The following is a 15,408-nucleotide window of genomic DNA, read 5'->3' as shown; positions in this document are numbered from 1 at the left end:
TTGCGCTCCCGCTGCTCCTTGGCACGGCCACGGGCGCGCGAGGACCGGTGATCGACGGGTGCGACGCGAGTGTCGCCACCGAACAGGTCGCTCACCTCGTCACTCCGTTCTGCAGGGGCCCAGCGGTCGGTCTGGCTGTTGGTCACGTGCGAGTCACTCCACCGTCGTCCGTGCGTCGCCCGCAGCCCCCCCGCGCGCTACCCGGGCGTGCTTCGCTGGGTCGACGACGACCCGCTCTCCGGGACGTCGCCCCGACGCACGCTCCGCGTCCAGCGCGGACTGCAAGATCACCACCGCGGCCGCCTGGTCGACAACCTGACGGTGGCTGCGTCCGGATCGGCCGGACGCATGCAGCGCGTGATGGGCGGACACCGTGCTCATCCGCTCGTCGACCAGCCGCACCGGAACCGGGGCGACGGCCTGCGCCAGCGCACCAGCGTACGCGCGTGCGGCGTGTGCTGCAGCGCCTTCGGTCCCGGAGAGGTGCTTCGGGAGGCCGACGTACACCGCCGCGGCGAACCGCTCGGCCACCTCGGCGACGATCGAGGCGACGTCCGACGGCAGCGCGCCACCGGCGGGACGGTTGTCCCGCGGCAGCGTGTCGACCGGCGTCGCGACCAGGCCGTCCGGGTCGCTGGCCGCCAGGCCGACCCGGACGGAGCCGACGTCCACGGCGAGGCGGGCCCCGCGCACGACGGCGTCGGGGTCCGGCGCGCCGGGCGCGCCCGCCGCGTCCGGGACGCCGGCCACGGGGCTCAGACCCCCGCCCCGATCGCCTCGCGGATGCCGGCCAGCGCCTCGGGGAGCCGGGCCGCGTCGGCGCCGCCGCCCTGCGCGAGGTCGTCCTTGCCGCCACCACCGCCGCCGAGCAGGCCCGACGCGGTCTTGACCAGCGAGCCCGCGCGCACGCCCTTCTCGCGCGCCGCGGCGTTCGTCGCGACGACGACCACCGGGCGGCCCTTCGACACGCCGCCGACGGCGACGACCGCGGGCGCGGACTCGCCGAGGCGCGACCGGACGTCGAGGACCAGCGTGCGCAGGTCGTCCGCGGCGGCCTCGCCCGCGTCGTGGGTCACCACACGGGTGCCGGCGATCTCGACCGCCGAGGAGGCCAGCGAGCCGGCGACCGCGAGGACCTGCGCCGCGCGCAGCGACGCGAGCTCCTTCTCGGACTCCTTGAGCCGGGTCATCAGCGAGGACACGCGGTCCGCGAGCTCGTCGGGCCGGGCGCCGAGCAGGCCGGAGATCTGGCCGACCAGCGCGCGCTCCTTGGCGTGGAAGCCGTACGCCCCGTCGCCGACGAGCGCGTCGACCCGGCGGACGCCGGAGCCGATCGACGACTCGCCGAGCAGCGTGACCAGGCCGAGCTCGCCGGACTGCCGCACGTGCGTGCCGCCGCAGAGCTCGCGGGACCAGTCGCCGCCGATCGAGACGACGCGCACCTGGTCGCCGTACTTCTCGCCGAACAGCGCCATCGCGCCGAGCGCGCGGGCCTCGGCGATCGGCATGACCGCGTCGGTGACCTCGAGGTTCTCCTGGAGCCGGGTGTTGACCCGCTCCTCGACCTCGGACAGCACGCCCTGCGGGACGGCCTGGCCGGCGCGGAAGTCGAACCGCACCCGGCTGGGCGCGTTCTCGGAGCCCGCCTGGGTCGCCGACGGGCCGAGCGACTCCTGGATGGCCTTGTGCACCATGTGCGTCGCGGTGTGCGCGCGGCTGATCGCGATGCGGCGCGCCGTGTCGATCGACGCGACGCCCGGCTCGTCGAGCGTGACGGTGCCCTCGACCAGGCGCCCGCGGTGCACGGGCAGGCCCTTGACCGGCGCCTGCACGTCGTCGACCTCGATGGTCGCGCCGCCGTCGAGCACGATCGTGCCGTGGTCGGCCAGCTGGCCGCCCATCTCGGCGTAGAACGGCGTGACGTCCAGGACGACCTCGACGTCCGCGGGCGCGGTCGCCGCCGGCGCGGGCTGCCCGTCGACCAGCAGGCCGACCACGCGCGACCGCGACGTGCCGCGGTCGTAGCCGACGAACTCCACCGGCTTCGCCCCGGAGCCGCTCAGGGTCGCGTGCAGGTCCTGGTACGCCGCGGTGTCGGTGCGGCCCGCGCGCTTCGCCAGGGCGTCCGCCCGGGCGCGGTCACGCTGCGCCTGCATGAGCGTCCGGAACGCCTTCTCGTCGACCGAGACGCCCTGCTCTGCCGCCATCTCGAGCGTGAGGTCGATCGGGAAGCCGTAGGTGTCGTGCAGCTGGAACGCCTTCTCGCCCGACAGCAGCGGCGCCGCGCTCGGCGTGCCGCTGCCGGCGGTCTTCGCCTCGGACACCGCGAGGTCGAGGATCGACGTGCCGGAGACGAGGGTGCGCAGGAACGCCTCCTCCTCCGCGTACGCCACCTTGGCGATCCGGTCGAAGTCGCGCGCCAGCTCCGGGTACGACGGCGACATCGCGTCGCGGGACACCGGCAGCAGCGTCGGCAGCGCGGGGGTCTCGACGCCGAGCAGGCGCATCGCGCGGACGGCGCGGCGCAGCAGGCGGCGCAGCACGTAGCCGCGGCCCTCGTTCGACGGCACGACGCCGTCGCCCATGAGCATCAGGCCCGAGCGCACGTGGTCCGCGACGACGCGCATCCGGACGTCGTCCTCGTGGTCCGCGCCGTACCGGCGGCCCGAGAGCTGCTGCGCCGCCTCGATGACCGGGAAGACCTCGTCGATCTCGTACATGTTGTCGACGCCCTGCAGCAGGAACGCGACGCGCTCCAGGCCCATGCCGGTGTCGATGTTCTTCTGCTTGAGCTCGCCGAGGATCGGGAAGTCCTCCTTGCCGCCCCCGTCGCCGCGCTCGTACTGCATGAAGACGAGGTTCCAGATCTCGATGTACCGGTCCTCGTCGACGACCGGGCCGCCCTCGGCGCCGTACTCGGGGCCGCGGTCGACGTAGATCTCCGAGCACGGGCCCGCGGGGCCGCGCGCCCCGGTCGACCAGTAGTTGTCCTTCATGCCGCGGCGCTGGATGCGCTCGTCGGGCAGGCCCGCGATCTTCTTCCAGAGCTCGGCCGCCTCGTCGTCGGTCTCGTAGACCGTGACCCAGATCTTGTCCGCCGGGAAGCCGTAGCCGCCCTGGTCCTGCGGAGTGGTGATCAGCTCCCACGCGTGGGTGATCGCCCCCTCCTTGAAGTAGTCGCCGAAGGAGAAGTTGCCGTTCATCTGGAAGAACGTGCCGTGCCGCGTGGTCTTGCCGACCTCCTCGATGTCGAGGGTGCGCACGCACTTCTGCACGCTGGTCGCGCGCGGCCACGGGGCCGTCTGCTCGCCGAGCATGTACGGGATGAACGGCACCATGCCCGCGATGACGAACAGCGTCGACGGGTCGGGCGAGATCAGCGGGGCGGAGGGCACCACGGCGTGGCCGCGGGCCTCGAAGAAGTCGAGCCAACGCTGGCGGATCTCGGCGGTGCGCATGGTGTCCTCGTCTGGGTCGGGTGGCGGGGGTCGCGGGCCCTCGCCCGTTCTCGTGGTTCAGCGCCGCGCGCGGCGGGTGTGTTCCCGCGCGGGCGACCGGGTGCAGCCTAGGGGCCGCGGGGGGCAGGTCAGTAGAACGAGTACGGCACGTCGCCGTCGTCGTCCGCCGGGTCGTCGGTCGGCTCGTCGGCCCAGCCCTTCCGGGCCCGGGCGGCGCGGGCCGCGTCCCGGGCCTCGGGGTCGCGGTGCCAGGCGGGCGGGACGGCGCCGCGGGCGTCGTGCTCGTCCTCGCGGGCCGCGGCGCGGCGCCCGGCGCGCTCGGCGCGGATCGCGTCCACGTCCACGTCGCCGACGAGGTCGTGCCGGAGCTGCGCCTCCCGCTCGGCCATGCCGGTGCGGAACTCGCGGCGGGCGTCGGACAGCGACCGGACCGCGCCGGCGGTGGTCGCGCCCGCGCGGAACGCCGTGCGCACGGCACGCGCCGCGGTGGTGGCGGTGGCTCGGGCGGCGCCCGCCCCCGCCCCGGCCGCGCCGTCGGCGTGCGCGCCCCGGGCCGCCGGCGCGCCGGCGAGGTCGTCCAGCAGGCCGAGCCGCCTGGCGCCGGCGACCGCGGCCGCCGCGCCGACCGCGACCCAGAGCAGCCGGCTCATCGCCCGGACCGCCCGCGGCCCAGGCCGGACAGCGCGCGTCGCACGCCGTAGCTGAAGGCCGCGACCTTGATCATCGGGCCGCCGACCGTCGCCGCGAACAGCGACGTCAGGGCGGACGCGTTCTGCGTGATCTGGGCCGCCGAGGTGGTGATCGCGTCGACCCGCTCCAGCTGGGTGTTCGTGGACGACACCGTGGTCGCGGCCTCGTCGAGGATCGGCACCGTGTGCTCGGTGATCTCCTTGACGGAGGTGCGGGTCTCGTCGAGCACCCGGCCGAGCTTCACCAGCGGCACGGCGAGCGCGCCCACCAGCAGCACGAAGGCGATGGCCGCGATGAGCCCCGCGATGTCTCCCAGCATGGCCAGCCCTTCTGCTCGTGCCGGCACCGCGCCGGCGATACCGGAACCCTACCCGGCGTGCGGTGTCGCGCCGGGCGCCCGGCCGCGCGCGCGGGCCGGGAACGCCGCGACGCCCCGGCGCCGGCCCGGTGACGGGCGGTGCGGGGGCGTCGCGGACGTGCGAGCCGGGTGGCTCAGCGGGCGTAGTACTCGACGACCAGCTGGACGTCGCAGGTCACGGGGACCTCGGCGCGCTTCGGGCGGCGCACCAGCACGGCCGACAGCTTCTCGAGCTGGACGTCCAGGTAGCCCGGGACGGCCGGCAGCACGTCGCGGTGGGCGCCGGCGGCCGCGACCTGGAACGGCACGGTGGTCTGCGACTTGGGCTTGATCTGCAGGGTCTGGCCCTCCTTCACGCGGAAGGACGGACGGTCCACGATCTTGCCGTCGACCAGGATGTGCCGGTGGGTCACGACCTGGCGCGCCTGCAGGATGGTGCGGGCGAAGCCGGCGCGGAGCACGAGGGCGTCCAGGCGGGTCTCGAGGTCCTCGACCAGGGCCTCACCGGTCAGGCCCGGGGCCTTGCGGGCGTCCTCGTACGCACGGGCGAGCTGCTTCTCGCGCAGCGCGTACTGGGCGCGCAGACGCTGCTTCTCGCGCAGACGCACCGCGTAGTCCGACTCGGTGCGGCGGCGGGCGCGGCCGTGCTCGCCGGGCGGGTAGGGGCGCTTCTCGAAGTGCTTGACGGCCTTCGGGGTGAGCGCGAGGCCGAGGGCGCGCGAGAGGCGCACCTGGCGACGCGCACGCGTCACGTTGCTCATGTGGTTCTTCCTGTCGTTTCTCGTACGGCACACCCGTGCCCGGCGATCCCGGGCGGGGTGTGGGGCCGACCTTCGTGCGTCCGTACGAGGCGGACGCGGCTAGGACCCCAGGCGGCCGTCCGGCTGACCCACCGGGAGACCCCGGGGTGCGGACGACCGTGCAACTCTACCGGGTGCGCGTCGCTGGGCCTAATGCGGACCCGGCGGCGCGGCGGCGGCGGTCACGCGTCCGTCGGCGGCGGCGCCTGGTCCAGCACGGACCGGATCCGGCCGAGCCGCTCGCCGACCTGCCGCTCGTACCCGTTCTCGGTCGGGCTGTAGTACCGCGTCCCCACGAGGTCGTCCGGCAGGTACTGCTGCGCCGCGATCCCGTGCGGGTGGTCGTGCGCGTACAGGTAGCCCTGGCCGTGCCCGAGCTGCTTGGCCCCGGCGTAGTGCGCGTCCCGCAGGTGCGCGGGCACGGAGCCGAGCCGGCCCGCCCGGACGTCCGCCAGCGCGGCGTTGATCCCGTTGTAGGCGGCGTTCGACTTCGGCGCCGTGGCGAGGTGCACGACGGCCTCCGCCAGGATGATCCGCGCCTCGGGCATGCCGATGAGCTGCACGGCCTGGGCGGCGGCGACCGCGGTCTGCAGCGCGCTGGGGTCGGCCATGCCGACGTCCTCCGACGCCGAGATGACGATGCGCCGGGCGATGAACCGCGGGTCCTCCCCCGCCGCGATCATCCGCGCGAGGTAGTGCAGGGACGCGTCGACGTCGGAGCCGCGCACCGACTTGATGAACGCGCTGATGACGTCGTAGTGCTGGTCCCCGTCCCGGTCGTACCGGACGGCGGCGACGTCGATCGCGCGCTCCGTGGTGGCGAGGTCGACCACCGCGGGGGCGTCCGCGTCGTCGCCGAGGTCGACGTCCGGGTCCGCCAGCCGGGCCTCGCGGTCCGCCAGCGCCGCGCCCGCCGCGGCCTCGAGGATCGTCAGCGCCTTGCGGGCGTCGCCGCCGGACAGCCGGAGCAGGTGCTCCTCGGCGTCCTCCGTCAGCACGACCGCCCCGCCGAGCCCCCGCTCGTCCTCGACCGCGCGCCGGATCAGGGCTCGGACGTCGTCGGTCTCGAGCGGCTTCAGCGTGAGCAGCAGCGACCGGGACAGCAGCGGGGAGTTGACCGAGAAGCTCGGGTTCTCCGTCGTGGCCGCGACCAGCGTGACCCAGCGGTTCTCCACGCTCGGCAGCAGCGCGTCCTGCTGCGCCTTGGTGAACCGGTGCACCTCGTCGATGAACAGCACGGTCTCGGAGCCGTCGGACGCGAGCCGGCGCCGGGCGTCGTCGACGACCTGCCGCACGTCCTTCACGCCGGCGGTGACCGCCGACAGCTCGACGAACCGGCGCCCGGACGTCGTGGCGACCAGGTAGGCGAGCGTCGTCTTGCCGGTCCCCGGTGGGCCCCAGAGCACCACCGACGACGGCGCGGCGCGACGCGCCGTCGCGTCACCGGGCTCGACCAGCCGCCGGAGCGGCGAGCCCGGCACCAGCAGGTGCTCCTGCCCGGCGACCTCCGCCAGGCTGCGCGGGCGCATGCGCACCGCCAGCGGGGCCCCGGCCGACGGGGCGGGCGTGCCCTGCGCCGTCGAGGTCACCGCGTCGAACAGATCCATGCCCACGAGCCTACGGGCGCCGTCCCACACGCGGCGCCGCGGGCGCCGGTCCCGCACGCCGCGCGCGCGCCGTCGCCCGGCCCGCTCCGCGCTCCCCGCCGCGAGGCGCGTGGGGCGCGCGGGACCGGTGGTGCGCGAGGGGCGTCCGGCCTGCGATGCTGGCCCGCGTGTTCGAGAGCCTCGGCCGACTGGTCGCCCGCCACCCCCGCCTCACGGTGCTCGTCTGGGCCGTCGTGGCCGCGGGCTGCTTCGCGGTGGCGCTCGTCGGCGTCGGCGGCCAGAACCTGTTCGACCGGCTGAGCACCGGCGAGCCGGCCGTCCCCGGCTCGGACAGCGCGCGGGCGAGCGAGCTGCTCGCCGAGACCAGCACGTCCGGCGCGTCGCTCAGCCTGGTCGTGCAGGGCGTCGACCCGGCCACGGAGGGCCTGGCGGAGGCGCTGGCCCCCGCCCGCGAGGACGTCGCCGCGGTCGACGGCGTGCTGTCCGTCATCGACCCGTTCGTGCTGCCCGACGGGCCCGCCAACCCCGCCGCCGCGCCGCTGCTGGCGCAGGACGGCGACGGGTTCCTCGTGGTCGCCGAGCTCGACCCGGAGCTGTCGGACGCCGCGGAGTCCGCGGCGCTGCGGGACCTGCAGGACCGGCTCGCGGCGGTCCCGGGCGCGCTGCACGACGTGGCGCCGGACGCGACCGGCCTGGTCGGCGGGACCTCGCTCATCGTCTCGGCGATCACCGACCAGGTGGAGCAGGACCTGACGACGGGCGAGGCCATCGCCCTGCCCGTCGCGCTGCTCATCATGGTGCTGGTGTTCGGCGGGTTCCTCGCGGCGGCGATGCCGCTGGCCGGGGCGATCGCGTCCATCGCCGGCGGGCTCGGCTCGCTGGTCGCGCTCTCCTACGTGATGGACGACCTCGAGTCGTCGGTGGTGAACGTCGTCACCGTCCTCGGCCTCGGCCTGTCGATCGACTACGGCCTGCTGATCGTGTCCCGGTTCCGCGAGGAGCTCGGCAAGGCCCTGGGCGACGACGAGGGCCGGTCCGCCCGGCGCCGGCGCGGCGACGGCGCGGTGGTCGGCGCGCTGCTCACCACCATGTCCACCGCGGGCCGCACCGTCGCGTTCTCCGCGCTCACCGTCGCCATCTCGATCGCCGGCCTGCTGGTGTTCCGGCAGGAGATCCTGCGCGCGTTCGGCGCCGGCTCGGTGGCCGTCATCGTGTTCGCCGTCGCCACCGCGCTGACCCTGGTGCCCGCGCTGCTGGTGCTCGCGGGGCGGCGGCTCGCGCGGCCCAGCGTGCTGTCGCGCGTGCCCGGGGTTCGCGCCGTGCTCGCCCGCACCGCCGACGTCGAGCACGAGGAGGGCGTCTTCTCCCGGCTCGCCGCGCGCGTGCAGCGCCGGCCCTGGTGGGTGATGGGCGGCTCGCTGGCGGTGCTGCTCGTGCTCGCGATCCCGCTGCTGCACCTCGAGCTGCGCAACTCCACGACCGAGCTGCTCCCCCGGTCCAGCCCGCAGCGCGAGTACGTCCAGGTGCTCGCCGAGCAGTACCCCGCCTCGTCGTCCGCGGCGGTGCCCGTGGTCGCGCGCACCTCCGTCGCCGAGGCCCAGGCGGTCGTGCCGGAGATCGAGGCGCTCGACGGCGTGGCGTCCGTGGACGCGCCGGTCGCCCGCGGGTCCGTCGTCGTCATCGGGGTGCGACCCGAGTCGTCCGACCCCGGCGGCGCGGACGCCCAGGCGGTGGTGCACGGGCTGCGCGACCTCGACCTGCCGTTCGACGCGTGGGTCGGCGGCCAGGCGGCCAACCAGATCGACTTCACGGACGCGCTCGTCGACCGCGCGCCGTGGGCGCTCGGCATCGTGGCCGTCGCGACCCTGGTGCTGCTGTTCCTCATGACCGGCTCGGTGCTGGTCCCGATCAAGGCGCTGCTGACCAACGTGGTGTCGCTGTGCGCCTCGCTCGGCGTGCTCGTCTGGGTGTTCCAGGACGGGCACCTGTCCGGGCTGCTGCAGTTCGACCCCACCGGCGGCATCGAGACCTACGTGCTCGCGCTGGTGATCGCGTTCGCGTTCGGGCTGGCGATGGACTACGAGGTGTTCCTGCTGTCCCGGATCAAGGAGCTGCACGACGCCGGCGCGCCGAACGACGTGGCGGTCCGGCTCGGGCTGCAGCGGTCGGGCCGGGTCATCACCTCCGCGGCGGCGATCATCATCGCGGTGTTCGCGGGGTTCGTCGCCGGCGAGCTGCTGGTGATCAAGGAGGTCGGCTTCTCGCTGGCCGTGGCGGTGCTGATCGACGCGACGCTGGTCCGGCTGCTGCTGGTGCCGGCGACGATGACCGTGCTGGGCGACTGGAACTGGTGGGCCCCGGCGCCGCTGCGCCGCCTGCACGACCGCCTGGCGATCCGGCACTGACGCGCCGGGCGCGCCGCCGGGCGCGCCGCCCGGCGGGCCGGGACGCGCGGGACCCGCGAGTGCCTACGAAACGGGTCGGGTGCCTATCCGCTGGATAGGCACCCGACCGGTTTGCTAGGCACTCGGCGAGGGCGCACCGGCCGTGGCGCGGGCGCGCAGGGTGGTCAGGCGGTGCACGGTGCGCAGGCCCAGGCGGTGGTAGATCCGCCGCGCGCCGTGGTTGTCGTCCCACATGCCCAGCGACACCCAGTCGGCGCCGTCGGCGAGCAGCGCGCGCACCGCGCCCGCGGTCAGCGCCGCCCCGAGCCCCTGGCCGCGCTCCCCCGGCCGGACGCCGAGCCCGTGCAGGTGCGCGGACCCGCGCCCTCCGGGCCGCCCCGCCCGCGGGCCCGCGCCGATCACGCCGCCCAGCCGGCCGGCCGCGTCGAGGGCGCCCCACCAGCGCTCGCCCGCGCCCTCGGGGTCGGCGTCGGTGGTCGGGTTGGCGTCGTGGAGGCACGCCCGGATGGCCGCGGCGTCGGCGCGCGGGTCGAGCTCGCGCACCCGGGCCTCCGCGGCGACGGGCGCGGGCGCCGTCTCCGTGACCAGCCACTCCCAGCCGGTGCGGTTCGGGGCGAGCCCGAGCGTGGCCACCTCGTCGGGGCGCAGGAGCCCGAACGCCTCGGTGTCCACCCAGGCGAACCGGTGCCCCGGCCGGGCGTGCGCGCGCACCAGCGCCGCGACGGGCTCCGCGGGGCCGACGGCGAGCAGCATCGTCGCCCCGGACGCGTGCCCCGGCTCCCCCGTGGCGCCGGCCGCGCGCTGCACGAGCAGCATCGCGTCGCCGTCGGCGTGCACCTCGGCGGGCCGCCACCCGCGCCGCTCGTCGAGCAGGAACGGGTCGTCCGCCCAGCGCGCCGGCATCGTGACGCCCGCCCACCCCGACGCGGCGCCGCCAGACAGCCGCGCGCCGTCCGCCGACCCGGCGCTGCGCGCCGAACTCGCGCCGCCCGCCGGACCGCCGCGCACGGCCGACGGCCCCGGCGCGGGGTGCGCGCCGGGGCCGTCGGGGTGCTGCGGGGTGCCGTCGGCCGGGTCGCCGACGCGCGTCACCGCTGCGCGGCCGCCGAGGCGTCCGCGACCGGGGTCTCGGCGGGCGTGCCCTGCGGGGCGAGGTCGGACGCCTTCGGCTTCGCGTCGACGCCCGCCTCCTTGCGCTGCTGCGCGGTGATCGGGGCCGGGGCGCCGGTCAGCGGGTCGTAGCCGCCGCCCGACTTCGGGAACGCGATGACGTCGCGGATCGACTCCGAGCCGGTCAGCAGCGCCACCACGCGGTCCCAGCCGAACGCGATGCCGCCGTGCGGCGGGGCGCCGAACTGGAAGGCGTCGAGCAGCCAGCCGAACTTCTCGCGGGCCTCCTCCTCGCCGATGCCCATGACCGCGAACACGCGCTCCTGGACGTCCTTGCGGTGGATACGGATCGAGCCGCCGCCGATCTCGTTGCCGTTGCAGACGATGTCGTAGGCGTAGGCCAGGGCCTCGCCCGGCTCCTCCTCGAACCGGTCGACCCACTCGGGGGTCGGCGAGGTGAAGGCGTGGTGCACGGCGGTCCAGGCGCCCTCGCCGACGGCGACGTCGTCGTCCTCGCCCGTGGGCTTGAACAGCGGCGCGTCGACGACCCACACGAACGACCAGGCCGACTCGTCGATCAGCTCGGCGCGGCGGCCGATCTCCAGGCGGGCGGCGCCGAGCAGCGCGCGCGCCTCGGCGGGCTTGCCCGCGGCGAAGAACACCGCGTCGCCCGGCTGCGCGCCGACGGCGGCCGCGAGGCCCTGGCGCTCGGCGTCGGTGATGTTCTTGGCGACCGGGCCGCCGAGCGTGCCGTCCTCGCCGACCGTGACGTACGCGAGGCCCTTGGCGCCGCGCTGCTTGGCCCACTCCTGCCACGCGTCGAAGCCGCGGCGGGGCGTCGAGGCGCCGCCCGGCTGCACGACCGCGCCCACGTACGGCGCCTGGAACACCCGGAACGGGGTCGCGGCGAAGTACTCGGTGAGCTCGACCAGCTCCAGGCCGAACCGCAGGTCCGGCTTGTCGGTGCCGTACCTCGCCATGGCGTCCGCGTAGGTCATCCGGGCGATCGGCGTCGGGATCTCGTAGTCGATGAGGCCCCAGAGCGCGACGAGGATCTGCTCGCCGAGCGCGATGACGTCCTCCTGGTCGACGAACGACATCTCGACGTCGAGCTGGGTGAACTCCGGCTGCCGGTCGGCGCGGAAGTCCTCGTCCCGGTAGCAGCGGGCGATCTGGTAGTACCGCTCCATGCCGCCGACCATGAGCAGCTGCTTGAACAGCTGCGGCGACTGCGGCAGGGCGTACCAGGAGCCCGGCGCGAGGCGGGCCGGCACGACGAAGTCGCGGGCGCCCTCGGGGGTCGACCTGGTCAGCGTGGGGGTCTCGACCTCGACGAAGTCGTGCGCCTCCAGCACGCGGCGCGCCGCCTGGCTGGCCCGGGACCGCATCCGGATCGCCTGCGCCGGGGCGGGCCGGCGCAGGTCCAGGTACCGGTACCGCAGGCGCGCCTCCTCGCCGACCGGCTCGTCCAGCGACGACGACACCTGGAACGGCAGCGGCGCGGACTCGTTGAGGACGACGACCTCGTCGGCCGTGACCTCGACCTCGCCGGTCGCCAGGTGCGCGTTCTCGTTGCCCTCGGGGCGGCGGCCGACGGTGCCGGTCACCTGGAGCACGTACTCGGCGCGCAGGCCGTGCGCGACGGCCTCGTCCCGGATGACGACCTGGGCGATGCCCGAGGCGTCCCGGAGGTCCACGAAGGCGACCCCACCGTGATCGCGCCGGCGATCCACCCACCCGGTCAGGGTGACGGTGGTGCCGATGTGCTCGGCCCGCAGCGAGCCGGCGGTGTGGGTGCGCAGCACGAGGAGTCCTCTCCGGTGTCGGGGTGCTGCCCGTCCGAGCAGCCCGGCGAGTCTACTGCCGACCGACCTGCCGCCGTCGCGCGGATCGTTCCGTCCCGGCGCCGCACGGACGCTCCGGCCCGCCGCCGCGCGGACGCTCCGGCCCGCCGCCGTCCGCCGTCAGAACAGCGCGGGCTGCACCGCCCCGGCCAGGGCCCCCGCCAGGGCGCCCTCGGGCGTCGCCAGGACCGCCGCTGGTCGGACGCGCCACGGCGACGGCGACGACCCGGCCCCCGACGACCGCGCGCCCGACCCCGCGTCCAGCCCGGCGCCCGACGGCCCGGCGCCCGACGGCACCGCTCCCGGCCCGGCGCCCGACGTCCCGGCCCGCCCGCCCGCCGGCGACCCCGCGCCCTCGAGGGGCGCCGCGGACGGCCCGTGCAGGCCGTACCGCCGGCGCAGCGGCCGCACGCGCTCGGACAGCCACCGGCGGTACTCCTCGGGCACGTACGCCCCGTTCCCGTACAGCCGCCGGTAGTTCCGGACGAGCTCCGGCCGGTGCTCGGCGAGCCAGGACAGCATGAGCGGCCGCACCGGCCCGCGCAGGTGCAGCGGGATCGTCGTCACCCAGGACGCCCCCGCCTCGGCCAGGTCGCGGAACAGCCCGTCGAGGTGCGCGGTGGAGTCGGTGAGCCACGGCATCACCGGCGCGACGAGCACCCCGCACTCCAGCCCGGCCTCCCGGACGGCGCGGATCAGCCCGAGCCGCGCACGGGGCGTCGGCGTGCCGGGCTCTATCGCCTGCTGCAGGGCCTCGTCGCCGATCGCGAGCGACACCGCGACGCTCACCCCGACCTCCCCCGCCGCCTCGGTGAGCAGCGGGATGTCCCGGCGCAGCAGCGTGCCCTTGGTGAGCAGCGACATCGGCGTGCCCGAGTGCGCCAGCGCCCCGATGATCCCGGGCATGAGCGCGTACCGGCCCTCGGCCCGCTGGTAGGGGTCGGTGTTGGTCCCGAGGGCGACGTGCTCGTGCCGCCAGGACGGCCGCCGCAGCTCGGCCGTGAGCACGTCGACCACGTTGGTCTTGACCACGATCTGGGTCTGGAAGTCCTCGTCGGGCCCGAGGCCGAGGTACTCGTGCGTCGGGCGGGCGAAGCAGTAGGTGCAGGCGTGCAGGCAGCCGCGCATCGGGTTGACCGTCCACCGGAACGGCATCGCCGACGCCTCCGGCACCTTGTTGAGCGCCGACTTCGCGTGCACCTCGTGGAACGTCACGCCCGCGAACTCCGGCGTCCGGACCGACCGCTGGTGCCCGGCCAGCGCGAGACCCGGAAGCGCCTGCGCCGCCTCCGCCCCGATCTTCTGCCCGTCCCACCGCATGGCACCGATTCGAACACGTGTTCGACCGTCGCGCAAGCACCGAGGCCACACCCCTGGGGACGAGCCGTCCCGGGTCGCCGCCCGGAACCTCAGCATGCTGGCCTTCCGGTTGCCGACCCGGCCACGTCGACGGACGGTGGAGGCATGACCTCCGCGAACCCGGCCCAGCCCGCCCCGAGCCACCCCGCCCGCCGCGACGCCGCCGGCGCGGGCAGCACCCCCGCCGCCGGCGCCGGCCCGGCGACCCGCGGCTGGCCCGTGCTGGTCGGCCTGCTCCTGCTCAACGCCGTCGTGGCGTTCGGGGGCGGCCTGGCGTCGACCTCCGGGGTCGACGGCTGGTACGCCGACGCCGACAAGCCCGCGTGGACGCCGCCGAACTGGGTGTTCGGCCCGGTCTGGACGGTCCTGTACATCGTCATGGCGGTCGCCGCCTGGCTGATCTGGCGGCGGCACGGCCGCGCGGCCACCACGGCGCTCGTCCTGTACGGCGTCCAGCTCGCCCTGAACGCGGCGTGGACGCCGGTGTTCTTCGGCGCGGAGCAGCTCGGCGCCGGTCTGGCGATCATCCTCGCGCTGGAGGTGGCGCTGGTCGCGACGATCGTCGCGTTCCACCGCCTGACCCCGTGGGTCGCCTGGCTGCTCGGCCCGTACCTGGTCTGGGTCCTCTACGCGACGACCCTCAACGCGGGCGTCGCCGCCCTGGCCTGACGGCCCGCCCCGGCCTCCGCGAGCGATCGCCCCGCCCCGGCACCGCGGCTCAGGCCTCCGCGGGGACGACGCGCGGCCACAGGTCGGCGGCCGGCGGCGCCCAGGTCGCCGCGTCGGCGTCCACCTGGTCGCCGGAGCGGATGTCCTTGACCTGGTCCGCGGCGCCGTCCTCGCCCGCGGGGAACCAGACGTACGGGATCCCCCGCCGGTCGGCGTGCTTGATCTGCTTGCCGAACTTGGCGGCGGTCGGCGCGACCTCGACCGGCACGCCCCGGGCCCGCAGCGCGACGGCGACGGCGTCCGACGCCGGCCGGCTCTCCTCGGACGTCACGGCGACCAGCACCGCCGCCGGCACGCCGCGGGTGGCGCGGACCAGGCCGCCGGACAGCAGCCGGGACACCAGGCGCGAGACGCCGATCGACAGGCCGACGCCCGGGTAGGTCTGCTTGCCGTCGGAGGCGAGCGTGTCGTACCGGCCGCCCGAGCAGATCGACCCGAGCTGCTCGTGCCCGACCAGCACCGTCTCGTAGACCGACCCGGTGTAGTAGTCCAGGCCGCGCGCGATCTTGAGGTCGGCGACGACGACGCCCGGGGCGCGCACGGCGGCCGCCTCGATCAGCTGGCGCAGCTCGGCCAGGCCCTGCTCCATCAGCTCGGACTCGATGCCGTGCCGCGCGGCGAGCGCCCGCACCCGGTCGACCACGCCGGCGTCGCCGCCGGAGATCGCCGCGAGGTCGAGGCACGCCTGCGCCTGCTCGGGCGTCGCGCCGGTCTCGGCGACCAGCAGGCCGGCGACCTTCTCCGGGCCGATCTTGTCGAGCTTGTCGATGCTGCGCAGCACGCCCTCGACGTCGGTGAGCCCGATGCCGCGGTAGAAGCCCTCGGCGACCCGGCGGTTGTTCACGAGGATGCGCACGGGCGGCACGCCGATGTCCCGCAGCGCGCCCAGCGCCTCCGCCATGACCAGCGGCAGGTCGACCTCGTAGTGGTAGGGCAGGTCGCCCGCGCCGACGACGTCGATGTCCGCCTGCACGAACTCGCGGAACCGGCCGTCCTGGGGGCGCTCGCCGCGCCACACCTTCTGGATCTGGTAGCGCTGGAACGGGAA

At 75.7% G+C, this 15,408-nt stretch carries 12 protein-coding genes; 2 read left to right on the top strand and 10 right to left on the bottom strand.

Features of this window, described 5'->3' with window-relative positions:
- Nucleotides 1–153 precede the first annotated feature (153 nt).
- The 6 genes from ruvX to VER05_RS11565 form a co-directional block, all read right to left on the bottom strand.
- On the bottom strand, nucleotides 154–750 hold the full coding sequence (gene ruvX, locus VER05_RS11590) for a Holliday junction resolvase RuvX (protein ID WP_324845508.1): 597 nt from the start codon (nucleotides 748–750) through the stop codon (nucleotides 154–156).
- Between the two features lie 5 nt (nucleotides 751–755).
- Entirely contained in the window at nucleotides 756–3,458 is a 2,703-nt protein-coding gene (alaS, locus tag VER05_RS11585) for an alanine--tRNA ligase (protein WP_324845507.1), read from the bottom strand.
- A gap of 128 nt (nucleotides 3,459–3,586) precedes the next feature.
- Entirely contained in the window at nucleotides 3,587–4,108 is a 522-nt protein-coding gene (locus VER05_RS11580) for a hypothetical protein (RefSeq protein ID WP_324845506.1), read from the bottom strand.
- On the bottom strand, nucleotides 4,105–4,467 hold the full coding sequence (locus VER05_RS11575; protein WP_147793636.1) for a DUF948 domain-containing protein: 363 nt from the start codon (nucleotides 4,465–4,467) through the stop codon (nucleotides 4,105–4,107). Before VER05_RS11575 ends, VER05_RS11580 begins: the two co-directional genes overlap by 4 nt.
- Nucleotides 4,468–4,640: 173 nt before the next feature.
- On the bottom strand, nucleotides 4,641–5,267 hold the full coding sequence (gene rpsD, locus VER05_RS11570) for a 30S ribosomal protein S4 (protein WP_147793637.1): 627 nt from the start codon (nucleotides 5,265–5,267) through the stop codon (nucleotides 4,641–4,643).
- Nucleotides 5,268–5,488: 221 nt separating this feature from the next.
- Nucleotides 5,489–6,913 carry a replication-associated recombination protein A gene (locus VER05_RS11565; RefSeq protein WP_324845505.1) on the bottom strand — a complete coding sequence of 475 codons (1,425 nt, stop codon included), beginning with the start codon at nucleotides 6,911–6,913 and terminating at the stop codon, nucleotides 5,489–5,491.
- A gap of 155 nt (nucleotides 6,914–7,068) precedes the next feature.
- Here VER05_RS11565 and VER05_RS11560 point away from each other — a divergent pair, with 155 nt between their 5' ends.
- A complete protein-coding gene (locus VER05_RS11560) occupies nucleotides 7,069–9,318 on the top strand; it encodes an MMPL family transporter (protein ID WP_414647610.1) in 2,250 nt (749 codons plus the stop codon).
- A gap of 114 nt (nucleotides 9,319–9,432) precedes the next feature.
- Here VER05_RS11560 and VER05_RS11555 read toward each other — a convergent pair whose 3' ends face one another.
- From VER05_RS11555 to VER05_RS11545, 3 genes are all read right to left on the bottom strand, one after another.
- On the bottom strand, nucleotides 9,433–10,410 hold the full coding sequence (locus VER05_RS11555) for a GNAT family N-acetyltransferase (RefSeq protein ID WP_324845503.1): 978 nt from the start codon (nucleotides 10,408–10,410) through the stop codon (nucleotides 9,433–9,435).
- Complete coding sequence (gene aspS / locus VER05_RS11550) at nucleotides 10,407–12,233, bottom strand: aspartate--tRNA ligase (RefSeq protein ID WP_324845502.1); 1,827 nt, start codon at nucleotides 12,231–12,233, stop codon at nucleotides 10,407–10,409. The genes VER05_RS11555 and aspS overlap by 4 nt, the downstream gene beginning before the upstream one ends.
- 159 nt (nucleotides 12,234–12,392) lie before the next feature.
- On the bottom strand, nucleotides 12,393–13,592 hold the full coding sequence (locus VER05_RS11545; protein WP_324845501.1) for an Rv2578c family radical SAM protein: 1,200 nt from the start codon (nucleotides 13,590–13,592) through the stop codon (nucleotides 12,393–12,395).
- A gap of 144 nt (nucleotides 13,593–13,736) precedes the next feature.
- Between VER05_RS11545 and VER05_RS11540 the strand changes: the two genes are divergently transcribed.
- Nucleotides 13,737–14,300, top strand: coding sequence for a TspO/MBR family protein (locus VER05_RS11540; RefSeq protein ID WP_324845500.1), 564 nt, complete (start codon nucleotides 13,737–13,739; stop codon nucleotides 14,298–14,300).
- A 49-nt stretch (nucleotides 14,301–14,349) separates the two neighbouring features.
- On the opposite strand, the gene VER05_RS11535 is transcribed toward VER05_RS11540, so the two are convergent.
- Nucleotides 14,350–15,408: HisS family protein (locus VER05_RS11535; RefSeq protein ID WP_324845499.1), on the bottom strand; the 1,059-nt coding region annotated here is incomplete at its 5' end.

Origin of the sequence: Cellulomonas sp. (assembly GCF_035634735.1) — a bacterium.
GTDB lineage: Bacteria > Actinomycetota > Actinomycetes > Actinomycetales > Cellulomonadaceae > Cellulomonas.
The sequence above is the reverse complement of the archived record's forward strand: the minus strand, read 5'-3'. Positions and strand labels throughout refer to the sequence as shown.

Bases quoted from the DNA above. Each gene is read 5' to 3' on its own strand.
- alaS (WP_324845507.1), bottom strand. From the start codon at position 3,458: ATGCGCACCGCCGAGATCCGCCAGCGTTGGCTCGACTTCTTCGAGGCC.
- VER05_RS11580 (WP_324845506.1), bottom strand. From the start codon at position 4,108: ATGAGCCGGCTGCTCTGGGTCGCGGTCGGCGCGGCGGCCGCGGTCGCC.
- VER05_RS11575 (WP_147793636.1), bottom strand. From the start codon at position 4,467: ATGCTGGGAGACATCGCGGGGCTCATCGCGGCCATCGCCTTCGTGCTG.
- rpsD (WP_147793637.1), bottom strand. From the start codon at position 5,267: ATGAGCAACGTGACGCGTGCGCGTCGCCAGGTGCGCCTCTCGCGCGCC.
- VER05_RS11565 (WP_324845505.1), bottom strand. From the start codon at position 6,913: ATGGATCTGTTCGACGCGGTGACCTCGACGGCGCAGGGCACGCCCGCC.
- VER05_RS11560 (WP_414647610.1), top strand. From the start codon at position 7,069: ATGCTGGCCCGCGTGTTCGAGAGCCTCGGCCGACTGGTCGCCCGCCAC.
- VER05_RS11545 (WP_324845501.1), bottom strand. From the start codon at position 13,592: ATGCGGTGGGACGGGCAGAAGATCGGGGCGGAGGCGGCGCAGGCGCTT.
- VER05_RS11540 (WP_324845500.1), top strand. From the start codon at position 13,737: ATGACCTCCGCGAACCCGGCCCAGCCCGCCCCGAGCCACCCCGCCCGC.